Raw genomic sequence first — 22,059 nt, forward strand, 5'->3', positions numbered from 1 at the left:
TCCTACTAGTGTGGAGCTCGTGACTGCACACTATGACGTCGTCGTTCTCGGAGCCGGTCCCGGTGGCTATGTCGCGGCTATTCGCGCAGCCCAGTTGGGCCTGACCACAGCCATTGTTGAGGAGAAGTATTGGGGCGGAGTCTGCCTCAATGTCGGATGTATCCCGTCCAAGGCGCTGCTGCGTAACGCGGAGCTGGCCCACATCTTCACCAAGGAAGCCAAGACATTCGGCATCAGCGGTGAGGCCACGTTCGATTTCGGTGCCGCGTTCGACCGTAGCCGTAAGGTCGCCGAGGGGCGTGTGGCCGGTGTGCACTTCCTGATGAAGAAGAACAAGATCACCGAATATGAAGGCGTGGGTACCTTCACCGATGCCAACACTCTGGCGGTCAAGAAGGCCGACGGCGCCACCGAGACGCTGACCTTCTCCAATGTGATCATCGCCACCGGTAGCAGTGTGCGGCTCGTGCCCGGGACCTCGCTCTCGGAGAACGTGGTCACCTACGAGAAGCAGATCATGACCCGCGAGCTGCCGGGATCGATCATCATCGCGGGCGCCGGGGCCATCGGTATGGAGTTCGCATACGTCCTCAAGAACTACGGCGTGGACGTCACCATCGTCGAATTCCTGCCGCGCGCGCTGCCCAACGAGGACGCCGAGGTGTCCAAGGAGATCGAGAAGCAGTACAAGAAGCTGGGCGTGAAGATCCTGACGGGCACCAAGGTCGAGTCGATCACCGACAATGGCTCGCAGGTCACGGTCAAGGTCAGCAAGGACGGGCAGGAGAGCGAGCTCGTCGCCGACAAGGTGTTGCAAGCCATCGGATTTGCGCCGAACGTCGAGGGCTTTGGCTTGGACACGACGGGTGTCGCGCTGACCGACCGCGGCGCGATCGCCATTGACGAGCGGATGCGCACCAATGTGCCCCACATCTACGCGATCGGTGACGTCACCTCCAAGCTGCAGCTGGCTCACGTCGCCGAGGCGCAGGCTGTTGTCGCCGCCGAAACCATCGCCGGCGCAGAAACATTAGAACTGGGCGACTACCGGATGATGCCGCGGGCCACCTTCTGCCAGCCTCAGGTGGCCAGCTTCGGGCTCACCGAGGAGCAGGCCCGCGCCGAGGGCTACGACGTCAAGGTCGCCAAGTTCCCCTTCACCGCGAACGGCAAGGCGCATGGCCTCGCCGATCCGACCGGATTCGTGAAGCTGATCGCCGATGCCAAGTACGGCGAATTGATCGGCGGGCACCTGATCGGTCCCGATGTTTCCGAGCTTCTGCCCGAGCTGACGCTCGCGCAGAAGTGGGATCTGACAGTCAATGAGCTGACTCGTAACGTGCACACTCACCCGACGCTGTCCGAGGCGCTGCAGGAGGCGTTCCATGGACTTGCCGGGCACATGATCAACTTCTGATCTGTCGCGGGCCGGGGGGCCCGTCGTAATCTGCTGGCCGGTAGAGGGGGAAACGTGGCGGAACCAGTTGGAATGCATGCTTGGCGTCAACTACTCGACGCAATGATCGACAACAAGCAGCGGCATGCCTCGGTGGACGACGGACTGTATCCGGTGACCCACCCAAATCCTGGTGCCACTGAGGAGCAACTTCGCGCTACCGAGGAACGGCTCGGCCGTCCGTTAGATCCGCAATACCGTGAGTTCCTCGGTGTGGCTGATGGCTGGGAGAGCTACCACTTCAGTACGAACCTGTTGGGCACCAGCGATATTGGTGTCGGCGATCGCTGGGGTGAGACTGCTCGCACTATCGCGCAATGGTTTGGCGAGACAGATACCGCCGAAGACTTGGGTGTCGCCGACGATTCGACTCAGTTCGCGCCGATCGCCGATACCGGCAACGGCTATGCCGGCTGCCTCTATCTGTACACCGGGCAGTCCGATGAAGCACGAGCGGGAAGTGTGTTCCGGCTCGACATCGATTCGCGGACGATGTGGCCGGACCTGTACTCGTATCTACATCACGAGAATCTTGAGCAGGGCATGTACCTGGCCGAGCAGGAGATGGGCCCGCATGCCCGAACCTGGGGGCGCGATATCCGCTCGTCACCACCGACGATGGCCGAGATCGTCGCGAAGCTTGCTGAGCTGACAGCGCTTGTCAAGTCCGTGACTCCTGCGCAGCGCCGTCCCGGCGCCAGTCAGTCCGAATTGAACTTGCTGACAGCGCATCTCGGTGCCGCGCTGGATTCCGAACACCGGGAACTCTTGGCGGCCAGTAATGGATTGACCAGCAGCTACATCGGCGAGGTGTTGTCCATAGGGCAGATCCTTGACGGGAGTCGTTGGCGGGAAGGAATTCTCAGCGCGCAGGAATTCCATGACGAACTCGAACGTCAAAGTGTGGCCATGTTCGGACCTCGAACGCGCGAGCGACTGTCGGTGCTGCAGATCGTGGGTTCGAGCTCCGCCGTGCCCTTCGCTGTTGCGCCCGGCGAGCTACTTGCCGTCCGCCCGGATGGCGAAGTCCGTGGGTTGGTTCGCGATGCGATGTCCGAGTTGAACGGTGGTTGGCATCCGCCGTACGGCTGCGTCCGTGAGTACTTGTTGAGGGTGTGCGATCACATCTGGGATCAGACCGCTCGTAACCGTTGACCATGTATATGCTCGCGCGTAGCTTCGCGCCATGTCGACCACTGACGAGCTGCTGAACAACGCGCGGGCCTATGCGGCCCACTTCGACAAGGGTGATCTGCCGCTGCCGCCTGGCCGCAAGGTCGCGGTTGTCGCGTGCATGGATGCACGCCTGAATCCGTATGGTCTGCTTGGTCTTCACGAAGGTGACGCGCACGTCATCCGCAATGCGGGCGGGGTGATCACCGAGGACGAGATCCGGTCATTGGCCATCTCGCAGCGTCTGCTGGGAACCGAGGAGATCATTCTCATCCACCACACCGATTGCGGCATGCTGACCTTCACCGACGACGCCTTCAAACGTTCGATTCAGGACGAGACCGGTATCAAACCGCCGTGGTCGGCCGAGGCGTTCACCGATCTGGACGAAGACGTCCGCCAGTCCCTGGCGCGGATCAAGGCCAACCCGTTTGTCCCGCGGAAGGGCAGCGTGCGCGGATTCATCTACGACGTCAAGGACGGAACGCTGCGCGAAGTCGGCGCTGAGGATTAGTGCTCAGGCAAGCAGAGCGGGTGTACGCACCGGGGCGGGCCAGGGCAAGGCCAGGTGGTCGCGCAGCGTGGCTCCCGTGTACTCGGCGCGGAAGATGCCACGGCGCACCAAGATCGGCACCACCTGTTCGGTGAACAGTTCGAACTGGCCGGGCAGCCCGGACGTGCTCAGAATGAATCCATCGGCCGCACGTTCGGTGAACCACCGTTCGATCTGATCGGCCACCTGTTCCGCGGAACCGACAAAGCGAGTGCCGAACGCGTTCAGAGTGCGGTAGAGGAACTCGCGAACTGTTGGATTACCCACGGTGGCAAGGTGTTTGTATCCAGCGAGCGCGGTTTGATGGGTCTCGGTGCTGTCCGGGAACGCGGACGCGGGCACGGGACCGTCCAGGTCGGCGCCGATGACGTTGACGTCCACTTCGAGGAGCCATCCCGCCTGATATTCGGGGATGAAGTGTTCGTACACAGTGCTTTCCGTGGCATGTGCTTCGGCCTCGGTGGAGCCGACAACGACGCCGAGAGACGGGGTGACCAAGGGGAGCGAGGACCGCCCGGAGGCGCGGGCCTCGTCGTGGAGCTGTCGATAGAAGCTCTTCGCGCGGTCGATATCGGTCTGCCCGGTGAAGACAACCTCAGCATGTTTGGCGGCGAACGCTCTACCTGTGGTGGAAGATCCGGCCTGAAAGATCACCGGCTGCCCCTGGCGGGAGGGTGTGACGCCCAGTGGGCCCTTGACCTTGTGGAACTCACCGTCGTGATTGGTCACGTGAATTTTGTTGACATCATTGTAGATTCCGGTCGCGCGGTCTTCGATGACGGTGTCCGCCTCCAGAGAATGCCACAGGGCCTTCACCACCTGAAGAGTCTCCTCGGCCAAACGGTAGCGCTCATCGTGCGGGAGGAAGCCACGCTCGCCGAAGTTGGCGGCGGCGGCCTGTGCGAAGCTCGTCACCAGGTTCCACCCGGCGCGTCTCGCGCTGAGGTGGTCCAGCGATAGCAGTTGGCGTGCTAGGTGATACGGCGGTTGAAAGGTCGATGAGCCGGTGACGACCAAGCCGAGGCGTTCGGTGACGGCGGCCAGGTATGAGGTGGCCGTGAGTGGTTCGAAGTCCTCGGTGGACTTGTGCGCCCAGGTGGCCTCCGGGCCGAAGTTGAGGCCGTCGGCGAAGAAGATGGCATCGAACTTGGCCGCCTCGGCCGCTCTCGCGGTGGCGACCAGAGTATCGAGCTGATTCGCGGGACCGTTCCGCACGCCGGGAAGTCGCCACGCGCCGCCCGAGCGCACATTGCCGAAGGCAAGGAGGTGAAGTTGGCGAAGACCATCAGTCACAGTGCGCTCCTAGAAATTGGTACCGGCGAAAGGCTGTGCACCGGTGGAGAACAGGGCGTCAGCGGAGGTGATCGCCCCCGCGGACTGCGCGGACACCAGTCCGGCACGCGCCAGTTGCGTCCACGAATTTCCGCCGAGATACACCGAACCGAGAGCGGCGATATCGAGTGACACATCGGGGGTGTGCTGGGTACGCCGAACCTTGTCCGCGCCCACCGCGAACCGCGCCGAGTTGTGTGGCAGCAGGTCGTCGCGTACCTCGATCACCACCGGTGCCGTGTCCGCATACGTGCGCGTTGCCAACGCCGCCTCGACATCGACAAGCCGGAGCCAGGTCTCGTCGCGGACGCCGGTGACCGTCACCGAGCGGGGATCGGTCACCAGGTGGGGGAGCGGGTCATCGATGGGGCGGGGGCCGATCTCGATGACGTCGACAAGGTCCAGATCCAACAGGTGACCGACCAGCGCGCGGTAGGCGTCATCGCTGTGCGCGACAAGATCGTCGACGGAGATGGTGCGTACGCTGCTGGCGAACCACTCGGCGGTGTCGCGCGGGCGGTATCTCACGTAACCGTCCGGATGAGTGACCACATATGGCTTGCCCGGGGCGGACGCATCGATCAGCTCGTGTAGTCGCCACCATTGTGGTGGACGTGCCACCGCCCCGGTCCATGCCGCACGGTCGTAGATCGCGGCGAGCACTTCAGGTGACGCCGCCGCATCGAGCAGGGTGATCGAACCGGAGTCGGTGGGGCTCTGTGGCAGGGCCCGTCGCCGCTGAATGCGATAGGTCGCGCTACTGGTTGCCACCCCATAGCCGAAGCGTCGGTATATCACCGCTTCGGAGGCGCGCAGGCTGGCGACGGCCTCGCCTCGTCCCGCGATATCGGCGAGCTGTCGCGAGACCAAAGTTGTCAGGATTCCGCGCCGGGTGTGGGTGGGTAGCACGCCGATATGTGTGACGGCGGCGTGAGGAATCCGCGAACCGCCGGGGACGGTGAGCCAGCTGGTGTAGGAATCGGCCCCGCCGACCAGCTCCGTGCCGTCGAACGCTCCCAAATACCGCCCGGGTTCCAGCAATCCGTCGGTCGCGAGATCACCCAGGGGTGGCAGCCCGACCATGGCCCGCCAGAAGACCGCGAAGGCACGCTCGCGCTCCTCGGAGGTCTGCAGGAAGCGGATATCCGTCACGATTGCTTGCCCTGTGTCGCCTCGGCGAGGCGTCCCAGCCCGTTGAGGCTGCGCGGTGAGGGCCACTCACCGGTCAATAGATATCGGCCGATCTCGCGTTGCCGGTAGGGCAGCGGATCGTGGGTGGTGTGCGTGCGGGCGTTGCGCCAATAGATGTCCAGTCCAACGGAATTGGCCGTCGACCGAGCCCCTGTGGCCTGGAAGATGTTGTGCGTCACATCCAAGGCTACCTCGGTCGCGATGGACTTGGCCTGGTCAACGCGAACCGCCAGCGCACCCCACTGGTCCGCGGACAGTTCGTGTCCGGACGCCAGGGTCTGTTCGAACTCTCGGGTCACCGCATCGGCCAGGGCGATCCCGGCGGCCACCCCTGCGGACAGGCGCCCCAGCAGCTGCTGGTGGTACGGGTCCTCGGTGACCTCCGTGGAATTCGCCTCGGGCCATGGACGGCCCTTGTCCTTGATGTAGGTGACACCGGCGGAGAGTGCGCCCTCGGCGATCCCGAGATACAGGTGGACGAAGATCAACTGGCTGAACAAAGCCCGCAGTCCGTCGCGGAGCTCGCGGCGGTCACCGTACTCCTCAAGTCCGGTGAGCACCTCGTCGTGGCGTAACAGCACATTGTCGAATTCGACGCTGCCGCTTGCGGTGAGACGCTGCCCGAGGTTGTCCCAATCGTCGTTGAACTGCAGGCCTTCCCGGTCGCGGGGGATGATCGCGTTGATCGGCTCCTGTTCGTAGAGCAGCACGGTGATCAGGTCGGCCACCGCGACCCCGGTGGCAAAGGTGCGCTTGCCGTTGACCAGGTATCCCTGCGCTGTCGGGGTTACCGTGATGCCCGGATCGCGTGGATTGCTGACACTGCCCTGGAACCAGCCGTGCTCGCCGACCCCGCGCGCGATGTGCTCGCGCTGAGCCGCAGACCCGAGGATATGGGTCCACACGCCGTTGGAGTAGTGGTAGACCAGCAGCTGGCCGATGGACCCGTCGGCCGCCGCGATGATCCGGCTGAGCTGCAGCGCCTGCGTCAGACTTCCTCCGGCACCACCGAATTCGTGGGCCGTGGCGAAGGACAGTAGCCCGTGCTCGCGCAACAGCCCGATCTCGGCGACGGGATTCTGGTTGGCACGATCTCTTTCCAGCGCGGTGGCTGCCAGTTCTTCGGCGGCGCGTTGAGCGACCCGCGTCCACGCGGCGAACTCGGTGTCGCCAACTCCCAGATAGGCGCGGGTGGGCGAAGAGGCGGCGATGGTCATTTGACGAGAACTCCTGAATCAGCGGTTTCGGGTTCGACGGCCGGTTCCTCGTGCAGGACTTCGAGGATGCCGAGCTCGGTCAGCCGTTCCCTCTCGGAATCGGAAAGTGTTTGGATGGAGCCGATCCGGGCCGCGACTTCGGGTCGCCGGGCTCGCAGGTACCAGTAGCGCAGCAGCCCGGCGAGCAGAATCGCGCCGAAGATGAGCGGCAGGATGTTGAACGGAAAAGCGGGGACCGGGTAGAAATTGCTGAAGATCACATACCCGATGGCCAGGGTGGCCGCTATCGACACCGCCAGCCGGGCGGGCGTGAGTGCTCTGATGCGGTACAGCCAGATCGGGGTGGCCACCACCACCAGCAGATAGCTGGTGAGAAAGCCCCAGTTGGCCACGTAGTTTCCGTACACGTCGAAGACCAAGCGGCCTACCGAGCTGAGGGTGGCGGTGACGGAGAAGGCCGCCGCGATGATTCCGATGAGGAAGATGCCGGCGACAGGGGTTTTGTAGACGGGGTGGACCCTGGCGAGTGTGGCTGGAAGCGCTCCCTCGTGGGCCAGGGTGAACAGCCCGCGCGCCGCAGAGTTGATGACGGCGGTGACGAACACGATGAACGCGATGGTCACCGCCAGGCTTATCGGGTAGATCGACCATGCCACACCGGAATTCGTAGCGACCTGGGGGAGTATCGCGCTGTCGCCGTCGATGTTCCGGAATTGCAGGATCTGCGGGTAGGTGGCCAGGATGTAGAGCACGCCGATGATCAGCACAACGCGCAGCAGCGAGCGGGCAATGGTGCGGTGCGCGTCGCGTGATTCGGCGCCGAGGGACGCCACGCTCTCGAATCCCGCATACGCACCGACCGCGGTGACCGCCGCGATGAAGGTGGTGCTGTTACCCAAGTTGGACAGCGACCACTGCTCGGTGTCGATGCGCCAGCCGTAGCTGACATACGAGGCCACAATGATGATCAAAATCAGTGCGGTGGCGATGATTTCGAAGACGAGCTCATATTTCGCGGAGATGGAGACGCCGCGGTAGGGCAGATAGACAGCGACCGCGACGACGACGGCGACCAGCGCGAGCTTGAAGAACGTTGCCTCCGAGTGGATTCCGATTGCGTCAAGGAAGGATTCGAAGTACAGCACGCCGCCGAGAGTCCCGGTGGTCGCGAAGGTGATGTATCCGATGAGCAGGCTGAATCCGGCGGCGTACGCGGCACCGGGGCCCAATCCATTGCCGGCATACGTGCCGAGCGAGCCCGAGGACACGGTCCGTTTGGCTTGAAAGCTGATGGTGGTAGCGATCAGGATCACTGCCACCAGGCCGATCACCGCGGCCCAGGCGGCACCCTTGCCGGCCGCTACGAACAGCGAAAATGGCACCGTTGCGACCGCGACACTGGGGGCTGCCGCTGCCAATCCCTGTGCGAAGACGCCCCAGGAGCCGACGGCGTCGCGCTCGAGGCCGTGAGATTCGGCGTTTTGAAGAGATCTGCCATTGACGGTGAGCTGCTGGGCGGAAGCGGACATGCGGAGAGGCCTTCGTTTGGCGGGAGATGGGCTGAAACAGGCAGCGCGCAAACGAAATCGCGCGCCTACCTACAGTCCTGGGCCAAGCGCATGTTCCGATGGTGCGGCGGCATCGGGAAGGTGTCAACGGCCCCCGCGGCGCCGTCGCCGGTACCAGCGCGGACTTTCGTGGCGCCCTGCGCGGAATCTCCACTTGACCTGGAGTTGACTCCAGGTTCTACCGTGGCTTTTGTGAGCACAAGTGAGCCGCAGAACGAGGGGTTCCCCATCTCGTACGTCGCCGAACGAACCGGCCTGTCGATCGATGCGTTGCGCTGGTTCGAACGGGAGGGACTGTTTCCCCGGGTGGCCAGGGACGCCGGGGGCCGCCGTCGCTTCCGCACCGATGACATCGAACGTGTCGAGCTGATGCTGCGGCTGCGCCGCACAGGTATGCCGGTGCGGGACATGCGCCGGTTCATCGAGTTGTTGTCGGGCGGCGCGGAGACGCACGCCGAGCGTTTGGAGCTGCTGTTCGCGCAGCGTGTCCGAATCCTGGCCACGATGGAGCGGCTCACCGAGGACCTCGCGGTCGTCGATTTCAAGGTTGCGCACTACACGGAGTCGGTCAATGACGCCTCGGCTCAACCCGCCGGAGGAAAGAAGAACTGACATGAAGTACACGCAGCTTGGTGAGCTATCGGTGTCAAGGATGGGCCTCGGCGCCATGTCGATGTCTGCTTACTACCGCGCGATTGGTGCCGAAGGCGGGCCTGACGAAGCGACCTCGATCCACACGCTCCAGCACGCGTTGGATCTGGGTATCAGCTTGATCGATACCGCAGAGATCTACGGCCCCTTCGTCAATGAAGAGCTTGTCGGTAAGGCCATCGCGGGTCGGCGCGAAGACGTCGTCCTTGCCACCAAGTTCGGATTGGTGTCCCACGGCAATGGTGGACCACAGATTCTCGACAGCTCGCCGGCGAATATCGCTGTCGCGGTGGAAGGTTCGTTGCGGCGGCTCGGTGTCGACCACATCGACCTGTACTACCAGCATCGTGTCGACCCGAACGTGCCCATCGAGGACACCATCGGGGCGGTGGCCGAGCTGGTGCAACAAGGGAAGGTTCGGTACATCGGGTTGTCGGAGGCTTCTGCCGGGACGATTCGCCGGGCGCATGCTGTTCATCCGATCACCGCGCTGCAGAACGAGTATTCGTTGTGGACCCGCGATATCGAGGACGAGATATTACCGACCGTGCGGACCCTTGGCATTGGCCTGGTCGCCTACTCGCCGCTTGGCCGGGGCTTTCTCACCGGTGCCATCAGCTCGCGGGACCAACTGGCCGAGGATGACTTCCGTAAGGAACAGCCGCGGTTCAGTGCAGAAAACTTTGATGCGAACCTGGCCCTGGTGGAGGAGGTTCGCTCGGTGGCGTCCTCGATCGGGGCGACCAGCGCGCAGGTAGCGCTGGCGTGGCTGCTCGCCCGTGGTGACGACATCGTGCCGATACCCGGGACCACGAAGGCCTCTCGTGTCGACGAGAACGCGGGCGCGGTGGATATCGAACTGCTACCAGAGCATCTGGCGCGCCTCGAGAGTCTTACCGCAGCGGCGGGAGATCGGTACAGTGCCGAACACCTCGCCCGCCTGGAGAGCTAGCGTCGGCTGGTCGGGCTGCTAGAGGTCCAGCGGGATGCGCAACGACGACATGGTCGCGGCCAGGCCGTCGTACTGCGTGACGAGTAGACAAAAGCCGATGAGCTGGCGGCGGTCCAGGTGCTTGGAGAGCCCTTCCCATGCTTCATCGGAAAGTGTTCTGGTGGTCAGGATTTCGTCGACGCCGGTGATGAGGGCGCGCTCCTTGTCGGAGAGTCCTTCGGCCCCGGCCCCCGCGAAGATGCGCTCTTGGTATGCGTGATCTATCCCGGCGGACTTGGCGATGCGCGTGTGGTGCTGCAGCTCGTACGCGCATTCACGCACGTGGGCCACGCGCAGAATCACCACTTCGGTGTCACGGGTGGACAGCTTGGTGCCGCGCAGGATGGCGCCGGAGTAGGCCAGCCACGGCCAGAACCTGGTGCCCGTCTGCCCGAGCGTGGTCGCCAGGTGCATCTGCGGTGCGCTGATCGCGCGTGCCATCCCCTTGGCAATCACCCAGTTGATCGGTCCGAGCTCGCGTAGACCACCTGGTGGGATGCGACCATCGCTCATTGTCGGGCTCCTTCTTGCTGAACAAGGTATGGCGACACCGTACTGCGATGCTCGTCAAGGTCCAGAGCCCGCCCGAGTGCGGGGAAGGCGCGCTGCGGGCAATTGTCGCGTTCACAGACCCGACAACCCACGCCGATGGGTGTCGTCGCACCCTCGGAGGACAGATCCAGACCCTGCGAATAGACCAGTCGATGCGCATGCCGTAATTCGCATCCGAGCCCGATCGCGAAGGTCTTACCCGGCTGTCCATACCGCGACGCACGCCGTTCGACGGTGCGTGCCACCCAGAGGTAGTTGCGCCCGTCGGGCATCTGCGCCACCTGCACCAGGATCTTGCCCGGGTTGCCGAAGGTCTCGTATACGTTCCACAGCGGACAGGTACCGCCGCTGGAGGAGAAGTGAAAACCGGTGGCTGACTGACGTTTCGACATGTTTCCAGCACGATCGACCCGGACGAATGAGAAGGGGACCCCGCGCATCGACGGACGCTGCAGGGTCGACAGCCGGTGGCAGATCGTCTCGTAGCTCACCGAGTAGAACGCCGACAGACGCTCGATGTCGTACTGGAAGTCCTCGGCCACCCCATGGAACTGCCGGTACGGCAGCACTGTGGCAGCGGCGAAGTAGTTGGCCAGCCCCAGCCGCGCCAGTTTGCGTGATTCCTCGGAGGTGAACTTGCCGTCGTCGACCATGGTGTCGATGAGATCGCCGTACTCCAGGTACGCCAGCTCGGCGGCCAGTTTGAAAACCTGCTGGCCTCCGGAGAGGTGGTTGCTGATTTCCAGCGTCTTGGATACCGGGTCGTACTTGTGCAGCACGCTGTCGCCGAGATCGATGCGCCGGGCGATCTGCACGCCATGGACCTCGGTGATGCGGTCGGCGATCTCTCTGGCGAGGTCCGCTCGGTGCATGCGCATCCGAACTGTCAGGTCTTCTGCCGCGGTGTCGAGCTCGTGGAGATAGTTGTGCCGTTGATAGAAGTAGTCGCGCACCTCTTCGTGCGGCATGGTGATCGATCCGCTGCCGCTGCCGTCGGTGTATCGGTCCTCGGTGGCGGCGGCCAACTGCGTGGTGGTGATCCGGTAGCGCCGATGCAGATTGACCATGGCACGCGCCAGTGCGGGGTGTCCGGCGACTACATCGGCGATCTCGGCAGGATCGACGTCGATGTCCAGGTCCTTGTCCTGCACCACCTCGCGCAGTTCGGCGATGAGGCGGCTGTCGTCCTGGGAGGAGAAGAACGTCGCGTCGACGCCGAACACCTCGGTGATACGCAGCAGCACCGCGACGGTCAGGGGGCGGACGTCATGCTCGATCTGGTTGAGGTAGCTCGGGGAGATCTCCAGCATCTGGGCGAGCGCAGCTTGGCTGAACCCGCGTTCGCTGCGGAGCTGACGTAGGCGCCCTCCAACGTACGTCTTGGACACGCTGACCAGCCTACGCGCTTTGCGAACTCCTCCTTCGCAGTCTTGGCAAGGTTCGGATAGGCCCAGGATGCTCTCCGGATCGCGATGCGCGCACCGGATGCCGGCGAGCAATCAAGCTGGTTTGCTTTCTGGGTCTATCCGGGAGGGGGCGACGGGCGAACATGGCTGGCTGAGCTGTCTCTCGCTATGACCGGCGCCACTGTGGCTCTTGGTTCGGCCCTGAGGTCACAAAGTGGGGTCTCAGCTGCTGATTAGCCATCCGTTCACCCATTCGTAGGAATTGGAGAATCGGGCGATCGTGGTTGCCCATGGCGGTATGCAGTAAATCTGTACACGTCCGTATCCAAAATAGCGTGCTACTCATTGCATATCGGGTGTGCAACGGGTACATACGCGACTCTCATGCATGGTCTAATCTTTAACGGCCGGGGAGCGCCGCTGAGGTGTTCCGCGTTTTGCAATTGGGATGTGCATGTCCGAGCATGGTGCCGGATGCGGAGATAGACGAGGAGGGTTACGATTCTTCGGCTTTTGATGCGTCTGTGGATTCCACTACTGGTGCTCGCGGTAATTGGTGCCGGCGGTTTTACGGTGTCGCGGCTTCACGGTGTATTCGGTTCTGAGAACCGTCCGTCGTATGCCGATACGAATGTCAGTGACGCCAAATCGTTTGATCCCAAGAAGATGTCGTACGAGGTTTTCGGATCGCCGGGGAATGTGGCCGATATCAGCTATTTCGATGTCAATGGCGATCCGCTGTTCATTCAGAAAATTCCATTGCCATGGTCGGTGAAATTCGAGATCGGTAAGACGACAGCGGTGGGAAGCATCATGGCGCAGGGGGATGGCCGCAGTATCGGGTGCCGCATCATCGTGGACGATGAGGTTAAGTCCGAGAAGGTGACAAATCAGACCAATGCCTTTACCTCATGCCTGCTGAAGGCCGCATGAGCGAGGGCGACGGCAAAGGTCAATCACACCGACCGATAATGGCGACCGTTATCCGCAAGGGTGCGGTATTCATTATCTTGGGCTGGCTTGCGATCACTGTCCTGCTGACCGTCAAGGTGCCGCCGCTGGAGATCGTTGAAAGGGAGCATTCGGTCTCCCTCAGCCCGCCGGACGCACCCTCCGTCAAAGCAATGACGCAGATGGGGAAGGTTTTCCAGGAATCTAATTCCGAGAGCGTCGCGGTGATCGTGCTCGAGGGGGAGAACCCTCTCGGCGACGATGCGCACAAGTATTACGACGCCGTCGTCCGCCAATTGAAGGACGATCCGAAACATGTGCAGCACATCCAGGACTTCTGGGGTGACCCGCTAACCGCCGGCGCTGCCCAGAGTGCCGATGGCAAAGCCGCGTATGTGCAATTGAATCTCACCGGGCGATTCGGCCAGGCTGATGCCAACGAATCCGTGGAAGCCGTTCAGAAGATCGTCAAAGACACTCCGGGGCTGCCGCCGGGGGTCAAGACCTATGTCACGGGTCCCGCCGCCGTCGTCTCCGATATGTCGGAGAGCGGAAACCGGACGGTCATCCTCATCACCTTGGTGAGTGTTGGCGTGATTTTCCTGATGCTGCTCCTGCTCTACCGGTCATTCATCACGGTCATCATCTTGCTGTTCACCGTCGGCATCGAGCTGCAGGTCGCGCGAGGACTGGTCGCGTTCCTCGGTATGCACGGGATCGTGGGTCTCACCACCTTCGTGGTCAACCTGCTGGTGTCTGTGGGCATCGCCGCAGGTACGGACTATGGAATCTTCTTCACCGGGCGCTATCAGGAAGCGCGTCAGGCGGGCGAGGATCGCCAGACTGCCTACTACACCGCCTACCGCGGGGTGGCCAAGGTCGTGCTGGCATCCGGCCTGACCATCGCCGGTGCGATCGCGTGTCTGCACTTCACCCGGCTGCCGTACTTCAAGCCGCTGGGCATCCCGGGCGCGGTCGGCATCCTGGTCGCGGTGGCGGTTGCGCTCACCCTGGTTCCGGCGTGCATCGCCGCAGGTAGTCGCTTCGGGCTGTTCGACCCCAAGCGCCAGGTGACGACGCGGCGCTGGCGGCGGCTGGGTACCGCGATTGTGCGTTGGCCCGGACCGATCCTGGCCGGGACGGTGGCCATCTCACTTATCGGGCTTTTGACGCTGCCGGGATACAACCCCAGCTACACCGACGCGAAGTACATACCGAAGGACATCCCCGCGGTACAGGGACTCGTGGCCGCCTCGCGGCACTTCCCGGAATCGAAGATGTCTACGCCCGACATCCTGTTGGTCGAGGCCAATCACGACATGCGTAACTCGGCCGATCTGCTGGTGCTGAACAGGCTGGCCAAGGCGGTCTTCGCGGTCCCCGGCATCGCCAACGTGCAGTCCATCACGCGTCCCGAGGGAACGCAGATCGAACACTCGTCGGTGCCGTTCATGCTCAGCATGTCGAACGCGAGCCAGCGGTTGAGCCTGCCGTTCCAGCGTGCGCGCATGGACGACATGCTCAAGCAGGCCGATGACATGGGAACGACGATCGCGCTCATGCAGCGCATGTTCGATCTGATGAAACAGATGGTGGCGACTACTCACCGGATGGTCAGCACCACGCACGATCTTCAGAAAGATATGTCCACGCTGCGGGACCACATCGAGAATTTCGAAGACTTCTGGCGGCCGATCCGTAACTACTTCTACTGGGAGAAGCACTGCTTCGACATTCCCATCTGCTGGTCGATCAGGTCGATCTTCGATGCGCTCGACGGCGTCGATCAGGTGACCGACAAGATGCAGACTCTGGTGGGCGATCTTGACGAGCTGGACAGGCTGATGCCGCAGCTGCTCGAGCAGTTCCCCATCATGATCGACACCATGAAGAGCACCCGCGAATCGATGCTGACCATGCACAGCACGATGTCCGGCATCTTCGCCCAGATGGATGAATCCACCGAGAACTCGACGGCCATGGGCAAGGCGTTCGACGCATCGAAGAACGATGACTCCTTCTATCTGCCGCCGGATGTGCTGAACAACAAGGACTTCAAGCGCGTCATGAAGATCTTCATGTCGCCCGATGGCAAGTCGACGCGCATGCTCATCTCTCAACGTGGAGATCCCGCGACACCCGAAGGCATTGCGCGAGTGGATCCGATCAAGACCGCCGCGGAGGAAGCGCTCAAGGGAACTCCACTGGAGCACGCCAAGATCTCCCTGGCGGGTACGGCGGCGGGTGTCAGTGAGCTGGTCGATGGATCAAAATACGATCTCTTGATCGCGGGGGTCGCCGCCCTGTGCCTCATTTTCATCATCATGTTGCTGATGACGCGAAGCTTGGTTGCCGCGCTGGTGATCGTCGGAACAGTGGCGTTGTCGCTGGGTGCGTCGTTTGGTCTGTCTGTGCTTGTCTGGCAACACATTTGCGGCATCCAGATCAACTGGGTGGTGTTGGCCATGTCGGTCATCGTGCTGCTCGCGGTGGGCTCTGACTACAACCTATTGCTCGTCTCGCGCATGAAAGAGGAGTTAGGCGCCGGCCTCAATACGGGCATCATCCGGGCGATGGGCGGTACCGGCAAGGTGGTGACCGCTGCCGGGCTGGTCTTCGCCGCGACGATGGGCTCCATGATCGTCAGCGACCTGCTCACCCTTGGGCAGGTGGGAACCACGATCGGTTTGGGTCTGTTGTTCGACACCTTGATCGTGCGAGCGTTCATGACCCCGGCCATTGCCGCGCTCCTGGGCCGGTGGTTCTGGTGGCCACTGCAGGTGTCGCCCCGGCCGGTCGGTGCGGTGCACGGGTGGAAGGGACCGCGCCTCGTCCGTTCCGTGCTGCAGAGGAACTAGCGGCGGCGCATGAGTACCGAGAAGTCGCGCCCGTTCATCGCGCGGACCATACGAAACCTGTCGCCCCTGATCATCCTGGGCTGGCTGGCGCTGATTCTGTATACGACGCTGGCATCGGTCAATTGGGACTTGACCAAGGCGATTCCGGCATTGGAGAACGTCGCAGAAGAGCGTTCGGTATCGCTGATGCCCCAAGATGCGCCGGCCGTCAAGGCCATCATGCGCATGGGCAAGGACTTCAACGAATCGAATTCGGACAGCTCCGCGATGATCGTGCTCGAGGGGAAGGACCCACTCGGCGAGGACGCGCATACGTACTACGCCGGACTGATCCGCGAGCTGCGTAACGATCCCAAACACGTAGAGCACGTGCAGGATCTATGGGGAGATCGGCTGACATCGTCGAGTGTGCAGAGTCCCGATGAAAAGGCCGCATATGTGCAGCTGAATCTCGTCGGCAATCAGGGCACCGCCATGGGTGACGAATCAGTGGCCGCGATCCGCGAAATCGTCAATCGGACACTGCCTTCGGCTCCCACCGATGTGAAGGTCTACGTGGCCGGTGCGGCGCCGCTCGCTTCGGACATGCAGCATGCCGGCAACAAATCGATTCTGAAGATCACCGCGGTCACCGTGGTCATCATCTTCACGCTGCTGTTGATCCTCTATCGCTCTGTTGTCACCGTGATCCTGCTGCTGATCATGGTGGGTGTCGAATTGGCTGCGGCCAGAGGCATTGTGGCGTTCCTGGGCTACCACGATGTTTTCGTGTTGTCGACGTTCGCCGTCAACATGCTGGTCTTCTTGAGCATCGCCGCAGGCACCGATTACGGGATCTTCTTCTTCGGTCGTTATCAAGAGGCACGCCAGGCCGGTGAGGACCGGGAAACGGCCTACTACACCACATATCGCAGTGTGGCTCCCGTCGTCCTGGCTTCCGGGCTGACCATCGCCGGAGCCATTCTGTGTCTACATTTCACGCGACTGCCCTATTTCCAGACCATGGGAATCCCCTGTGCCATCGGAATGCTGACGGCCGTCGCGGTCGCGGTCACCCTGGTACCCGCGGGGATTGCGGTGGCCAGCCGATTCGGACTGCTTGAACCCAAGCGCAAGCTGCGGGTTCAGCGGTGGCGCGGGCTCGGTACGGCGATTGTCCGCTGGCCCGCACCGATCCTGGTCGCCTCGCTGGCCGTGGCACTGGTCGGGTTGTCCACGCTGCCGGGATACAAGACGAGCTACAACGACCGGCTGTACATCTCCGGGGATATCCCGGCCAATCAGGGATTCGCTGCCGCGCAACGTCACTTCTCCGAGTCGCGACTGACGCCCGATGTGTTGTTGATTGAAACCGATCGGGACCTTCGGAACCCGGCCGACTTCCTGGTGCTGAACAAGGTGGCGAAGGCCATTTTCAAGGTGCGGGGAGTCTCGCGGGTGCAGGGGATCACCCGGCCCGAGGGAACTCCGATCGCCAACACGTCGGTGCCCTTCCTGCTCAGCTTGCAAAGCGCCGGCCAGGTACAGGCGACCCGTTTCCAGAAGAAACGCATCGCCGACATGCAAAAGCAGGCCGACGACATGTCGAAGATGATCGCGACGATGCAGCGCACGTACCTCGTGATGAAGCAGATGTCCGAGACCACGCACCGCATGACGGGCCATACCCACGAGGTGCAGCAGCTGACCGACGACTTGCGGGGCAGCATCGCGCTGTTCGATGACTTCCTTCGGCCGATACGCAACTATTTCTATTGGGAGAAGCACTGTTTCGATATCCCGATCTGCTTCTCGCTTCGATCGATCTTCGATGCGATGGACGCGGTCGACGCGCTCGATGACGGGCTGATGGTTCTGGTCAGGGACATGGATCAGCTGGACGCCATCATGCCGCAGCTGCTTGTCCAGTTCCCTCAGATGATCTCGGTCATGCAGAGCATGCGCACCTCGGTGCTCACCATGTACGCCACCATGTCCGGGCAGTTCGCTTCGATGGACGAATCCACCAATGACGTGATGGCCATGGGGCAGGCATTCGACGCCTCTAAGAACGACGATTCGTTCTTCCTGCCTCCAGAGGTGTTCAAGAACCCGGACTTCCAGCGCGCGATGAGTTCGTTCCTGTCGCCGGACGGAAAGACGGTGCGGTTCATCATCTCTCATAACGGTGATCCGATGTCGCCGGAGGGCATCACGCGGATCGAGCAGATTCGGAACGCGGCAGAAGAGGCTCTCAAGGGAACGCCACTGGTGGGCGGCAAGATCTATCTGGCCGGCGCCGCGTCGACCGCAAAGGACTGGAAAGACGGCTCCACGTACGACCTGTTGATCGCGGGCATCGCGGCGATCTGCCTGGTTTTCATCATCATGCTCATCACCACCCGAAGCTTCATCGCGGCCTTGGTGATCGTCGGAACGGTGGCCCTCTCCTTGGGTGCGTCCTTTGGCATGTCCGTGCTGCTGTGGCAGTACATCCTTGGCATCAATCTGCACTGGATGGTGCTGGCGATGTCCGTGATCATCCTTTTGGCGGTCGGATCCGATTACAACCTGCTGCTGGTCTCTCGTATGAAAGAAGAGCTGGGTGCGGGGCTGAACACGGGCATCATCCGCGCGATGGGTGGCACCGGAAAGGTCGTCACCTCAGCCGGATTGGTGTTCGCGGCCACCATGGCCTCGATGGTGGTCAGTGATCTGCAGATCATCGGTCAGATTGGAACCACGATCGGGCTGGGCCTGTTGTTCGATACGTTGATCGTCCGCTCGTTTATGACGCCGGCAATCGCTGCTCTCCTGGGTCGGTGGTTCTGGTGGCCGCAGCGAGTGCGGCTGCGTCCGCCGAGTGCGCTGCTTGCGCCGGTGGGTGCGCGCCCGGCGCCGCCCGCCCCGGGCCGCCTCGATGATGACGAGCCGACCACGGAACTGCCGAAATTCAGCGACTAATCACGTTGTCGTTCAACTGGTTCTGTGCTTGATGCGGCGCATACACAAAAGGCCGGGCGCGAGTTCACCTCGGCCCGGCCCTTGCGTATGAAGACTCAGTACTTGTGGCAGCTGCGCACCATCTGCTGGAAGACGGGGATAACGTACTCGATCCCCTGATTGCCCCTCACCTGGTTGATCATGCTGATCCGCTTGTCTTTAGGCGCACCGAGGAACTCTCGCATGAACTGCTGGTTGGGTGGCGACGCGTCGAAGTACTCCGCGGCCATGGGGTTCTCCGCGTGTAGTGCCGCGTTCGCCTGATCGTACGTACAGGTGCTATTCACCATCTCGTCTGTAACGGGGTCGGCGGATGCGAGCCCTGCGCCGGCGCTCAACGCCAGCGTGGCACCGCCTACCACCGCCGCAATCTTCGTCAATGATTTTTTGTTCATGTTCTCAATTGCCTCCTCGTACCGACCACATCAACTTTACGTATTCAATGAAACTCAAGGCCCAGGGTGTTCTCAGACCCATGACTATTTATACGTCTCACCGTCCATTGCGTTACCGACGACCAGAGGATCGGGTTATTTCCGCTGCAAGAGCTCAAGTAGGTAACTTCCGTATCCAGACTTGAGCAGCTCCTGAGCACGCGCAGCGAGCTGGTCGTCATTGATGAAACCCGCGCGCCACGCAATTTCTTCCGGTACGCCTATCTTCAGGCCCTGTCGGCGTTCGATGGTGCGCACGTAGTCGCTCGCGTCCAGCAGTGAATCGAAGGTGCCCGTATCCAGCCACGCGGTTCCACGCGGGAGCACTTCGACAGAAAGACGTCCCTGGTCCAGATAGGTCTGGTTGACCTCGGTGATCTCGTACTCACCCCGAGCCGACTTCTTCAGCGAGCGCGCGATCTCGATGACGTCGTTGTCATAGAAGTACAGACCGGGCACCGCATAGTGGGATTTCGGCGTCGCGGGCTTTTCTTCCAGGGACAATGGGACGCCCGAGGCATCGAACTCGACCACACCGTATGCCGACGGGTTGGCCACCCAGTACGCGAAAATGGCTCCACCGCTGATGTTCTCGAACCGGCGCAAACTCGTGCCCAAGCCGGGCCCGTAGAAGACATTGTCGCCCAGGGCGAGCATCGCCGTGTCGGTGCCGATATGCGAGGCTCCGATCACGAACGCCTGTGCCAGGCCCTCGGGCTTGGGCTGGACCGCATAGGTCAGGTTGATGCCGAATGCCGAGCCGTCTCCGAGGAGTCGCTCGAATGCCGAGGCGTCCGAGGGGGTGGTGATCACCAGAATGTCGCGGACCCCGGCCATGATCAGCGTGGAGAGCGGGTAGTAGACCAGCGGTTTGTCGTACACCGGTAGCAGCTGCTTGCTGACACCCGTCGTTATCGGATGCAGGCGCGTGCCCGAACCGCCCGCGAGAATGATGCCGCGCATGTGTGCTCCTACTCGACGACAATGCGAGTTCGGTTGCGGCGGGGACAATTTGTACATTGTCGTGGCGCAACCCGTAGGCCACCCTATCGCGTATGTAGGCGGAATGCCGACGGAATCAAACGCCGGCAGCGGGCATGCGGGCCGCTTTGGTGAACGGTGTGTGGCGACAAAGTATGTCAAGGTGGTTCCGGCGCGCCCGCAGCCGTATATGCATATCGTGCGACCTGCCGAACCTGGGCCGGCCGGTATTGCATTGCCGCATTCCTGTGCGATAGCGATTTTAGTGTGGCAACCCGCGAAGCGGAATTCTTTCGGCTGTAGCTGAATTGATGTTCCGGAATTTGGAGACGGATGTATGCCTGTCCTCGTGAGGCTATCCGAGAAGCACAAGATCGGTAATAATGACCGGCAACACCGACGGCCATTCTGCGAGTACCTAACATATCGGGGAGGTCGACACCGTCATGAAATTCGCCATGGCAAGTTATGGCACGCGCGGCGATATCGAACCTGCCGTTGCTGTCGGACGAGAACTGCAGCGCAGAGGCCACGAAGTGCGCATGGCGGTGCCGCCAGACTTGATCGGCTTCGCCGAGTCTGTCGGGCTCTCGGCAGTTCCCTATGGCGTCCAGGTGGGGCCCCAGCTTGATGAGTATCGTGACCTGTGGATGTCGTGGACCCGTCATTTCTGGAGGGTTCAGGATTTGGTTGCGTTGTGTCAGCAGGCACTGAAACTGGTAACCGAACAGTGGTCGGAAATGAGTAAGGCCCTTGTGTCGGTGGCCGAAGGGGCGGATCTGCTGTCGACCAGTGTGGGCTATGAGGAGCCGGCCGCCAATGTTGCCGAGTTCTACGGAATCCCACTGGTTGCCCTACACACCATGCCGTGGCGCCCCAATGGTCAGCTCTTTCCTGTCCTGCCGCCGCCGGTGACCCGCACAGCGATGACCGCCTACGACTGGTTGACCTGGCGTGTGACCAAGAGGGCGGAGGATGCGCAACGACGCGAGCTGGGTTTACCGAAGGCGACAAGCCCTTCGCCGCGGCGGATCGGGCAGCGTGGCTCACTGGAAATCCAGGCCTACGACCGTATTTGCTTCCGCGGGCTGGCAGATGAGTGGGCGAAGTACGGCGAGCGAAGGCCTTTCGTGGGGGCACTGACCATGGAATTGACCACTGCGGCCGATGACGAGGTCATGTCCTGGATTGCCGCCGGTCCACCGCCTATCTGTTTCGCTTCGGGAAGCATTCCGGTGGAATCTCCGGCGGAGACCGTCGAGATGATCGGTTCAGCGTGCGCGGAATTGGGGGAGCGTGCGTTGGTGTGCGCCGGCGCCACTGACTTCAGCGACGTACGTCCACCCGAGCACGTCAAGGTGGTCGGCGTGGTGAACTATGCGGCAGTCTTTCCGGTGAGTCGGGCGATTGTTCACCACGGTGGGTCGGGCACCACGGCCGCGAGCCTGCGCGCCGGAGTGCCTACCTTGATCCTGTGGACCGTCGGTGATCAGCCATTCTGGGGAAATCAGCTCAAGCGCATGAAAGTGGGTGCCTCTCGGCGCTTTTCGACCACTTCCCGGGACACCTTGGTCTCGGACCTGCGGGAGATCCTCAGCCCCGACTATGCGGTTCGGGCTCGGGAGATCGCTCCCCACATGTCCAAGCCGTACGAGAGTGTGGGCAAGGCAGCCGACCTTTTGGAGGAGCGGGCTGCTCGTGTTTAGGTCAGTTGTCGTAGCGCGGCAGTCCATGCGGGAAGAACCCCGCGCGATGTCATCTGG

General features: G+C 62.2%; 17 protein-coding genes. 9 read left to right on the top strand and 8 right to left on the bottom strand.

Annotated elements, in window-relative coordinates:
• The first annotated feature begins 19 nt into the window (after positions 1-19).
• From lpdA to AOT83_RS14880, 3 genes are read left to right on the top strand one after another with little or no spacing between them, the layout of a single operon-like run.
• The gene (gene lpdA / locus AOT83_RS14870; protein WP_046256037.1) at positions 20-1,417 is read left to right on the top strand and encodes a dihydrolipoyl dehydrogenase; all 1,398 of its coding nucleotides are present in this window, start codon (positions 20-22) and stop codon (positions 1,415-1,417) included.
• 54 nt (positions 1,418-1,471) lie between these two features.
• The gene (locus AOT83_RS14875; protein ID WP_125911131.1) at positions 1,472-2,611 is read left to right on the top strand and encodes an SMI1/KNR4 family protein; all 1,140 of its coding nucleotides are present in this window, start codon (positions 1,472-1,474) and stop codon (positions 2,609-2,611) included.
• 31 nt (positions 2,612-2,642) lie between these two features.
• Positions 2,643-3,143, top strand: coding sequence for a carbonic anhydrase (locus AOT83_RS14880; protein ID WP_030096356.1), 501 nt, complete (start codon positions 2,643-2,645; stop codon positions 3,141-3,143).
• Positions 3,144-3,146: 3 nt separating this feature from the next.
• Here the strand turns inward: AOT83_RS14880 and AOT83_RS14885 are convergent, their stop codons facing one another.
• Genes AOT83_RS14885 through AOT83_RS14900 form a run of 4 tightly spaced genes read right to left on the bottom strand, consistent with a single transcriptional unit; the run spans position 3,147 to position 8,451 of the window.
• The gene (locus AOT83_RS14885; protein WP_057964358.1) at positions 3,147-4,475 is read right to left on the bottom strand and encodes an NtaA/DmoA family FMN-dependent monooxygenase; all 1,329 of its coding nucleotides are present in this window, start codon (positions 4,473-4,475) and stop codon (positions 3,147-3,149) included.
• Between the two features lie 9 nt (positions 4,476-4,484).
• Positions 4,485-5,666, bottom strand: coding sequence for a GNAT family N-acetyltransferase (locus tag AOT83_RS14890; protein WP_057964359.1), 1,182 nt, complete (start codon positions 5,664-5,666; stop codon positions 4,485-4,487).
• Entirely contained in the window at positions 5,663-6,922 is a 1,260-nt protein-coding gene (locus AOT83_RS14895) for an acyl-CoA dehydrogenase family protein (protein ID WP_057964360.1), read from the bottom strand. The genes AOT83_RS14890 and AOT83_RS14895 overlap by 4 nt, the downstream gene beginning before the upstream one ends.
• On the bottom strand, positions 6,919-8,451 hold the full coding sequence (locus AOT83_RS14900; protein WP_057964361.1) for an APC family permease: 1,533 nt from the start codon (positions 8,449-8,451) through the stop codon (positions 6,919-6,921). The genes AOT83_RS14895 and AOT83_RS14900 overlap by 4 nt, the downstream gene beginning before the upstream one ends.
• Positions 8,452-8,682: 231 nt before the next feature.
• On the opposite strand from AOT83_RS14900, the gene AOT83_RS14905 reads away from it, so the two are divergent.
• Together AOT83_RS14905 and AOT83_RS14910 are read left to right on the top strand one after the other, a co-directional pair.
• Positions 8,683-9,102: a MerR family transcriptional regulator gene (locus AOT83_RS14905; RefSeq protein ID WP_030096361.1), complete on the top strand. Its 420-nt coding sequence runs from the start codon at positions 8,683-8,685 to the stop codon at positions 9,100-9,102.
• A 1-nt stretch (position 9,103) separates the two neighbouring features.
• Complete coding sequence (locus AOT83_RS14910; RefSeq protein WP_030096362.1) at positions 9,104-10,093, top strand: aldo/keto reductase; 990 nt, start codon at positions 9,104-9,106, stop codon at positions 10,091-10,093.
• Between the two features lie 18 nt (positions 10,094-10,111).
• On the opposite strand, the gene AOT83_RS14915 is transcribed toward AOT83_RS14910, so the two are convergent.
• Both AOT83_RS14915 and ramB read right to left on the bottom strand, forming a co-directional pair.
• Positions 10,112-10,645, bottom strand: coding sequence for a carboxymuconolactone decarboxylase family protein (locus tag AOT83_RS14915; protein ID WP_030096363.1), 534 nt, complete (start codon positions 10,643-10,645; stop codon positions 10,112-10,114).
• Positions 10,642-12,072, bottom strand: a complete 1,431-nt coding sequence (ramB, locus tag AOT83_RS14920; protein WP_030096364.1) for an acetate metabolism transcriptional regulator RamB — start codon at positions 12,070-12,072, stop codon at positions 10,642-10,644. The genes AOT83_RS14915 and ramB overlap by 4 nt, the downstream gene beginning before the upstream one ends.
• A gap of 534 nt (positions 12,073-12,606) precedes the next feature.
• Here ramB and AOT83_RS14925 point away from each other — a divergent pair.
• From AOT83_RS14925 to AOT83_RS14935, 3 genes are read left to right on the top strand one after another with little or no spacing between them, the layout of a single operon-like run.
• Positions 12,607-13,023, top strand: a complete 417-nt coding sequence (locus AOT83_RS14925; protein ID WP_030096365.1) for an MmpS family transport accessory protein — start codon at positions 12,607-12,609, stop codon at positions 13,021-13,023.
• Positions 13,020-15,899, top strand: coding sequence for an RND family transporter (locus tag AOT83_RS14930; RefSeq protein WP_030096366.1), 2,880 nt, complete (start codon positions 13,020-13,022; stop codon positions 15,897-15,899). Before AOT83_RS14925 ends, AOT83_RS14930 begins: the two co-directional genes overlap by 4 nt.
• A gap of 9 nt (positions 15,900-15,908) precedes the next feature.
• Positions 15,909-18,842, top strand: a complete 2,934-nt coding sequence (locus tag AOT83_RS14935; RefSeq protein ID WP_030096367.1) for an RND family transporter — start codon at positions 15,909-15,911, stop codon at positions 18,840-18,842.
• Between the two features lie 95 nt (positions 18,843-18,937).
• On the opposite strand, the gene AOT83_RS14940 is transcribed toward AOT83_RS14935, so the two are convergent.
• Entirely contained in the window at positions 18,938-19,276 is a 339-nt protein-coding gene (locus AOT83_RS14940; RefSeq protein WP_030096368.1) for a hemophore-related protein, read from the bottom strand.
• Positions 19,277-19,411: 135 nt separating this feature from the next.
• Positions 19,412-20,278 (bottom strand): glucose-1-phosphate thymidylyltransferase RfbA, encoded by an 867-nt coding sequence (gene rfbA / locus AOT83_RS14945; RefSeq protein ID WP_030096369.1) that lies wholly within the window; start codon positions 20,276-20,278, stop codon positions 19,412-19,414.
• Between the two features lie 464 nt (positions 20,279-20,742).
• Here rfbA and AOT83_RS14950 point away from each other — a divergent pair, with 464 nt between their 5' ends.
• Positions 20,743-22,002 carry a glycosyltransferase gene (locus AOT83_RS14950; RefSeq protein WP_057964362.1) on the top strand — a complete coding sequence of 420 codons (1,260 nt, stop codon included), beginning with the start codon at positions 20,743-20,745 and terminating at the stop codon, positions 22,000-22,002.
• Positions 22,003-22,059: the final 57 nt, after the last annotated feature.

The organism is Mycobacteroides sp. H001 (genome assembly GCF_001440005.1).
GTDB lineage: Bacteria > Actinomycetota > Actinomycetes > Mycobacteriales > Mycobacteriaceae > Mycobacterium > Mycobacterium gwanakae.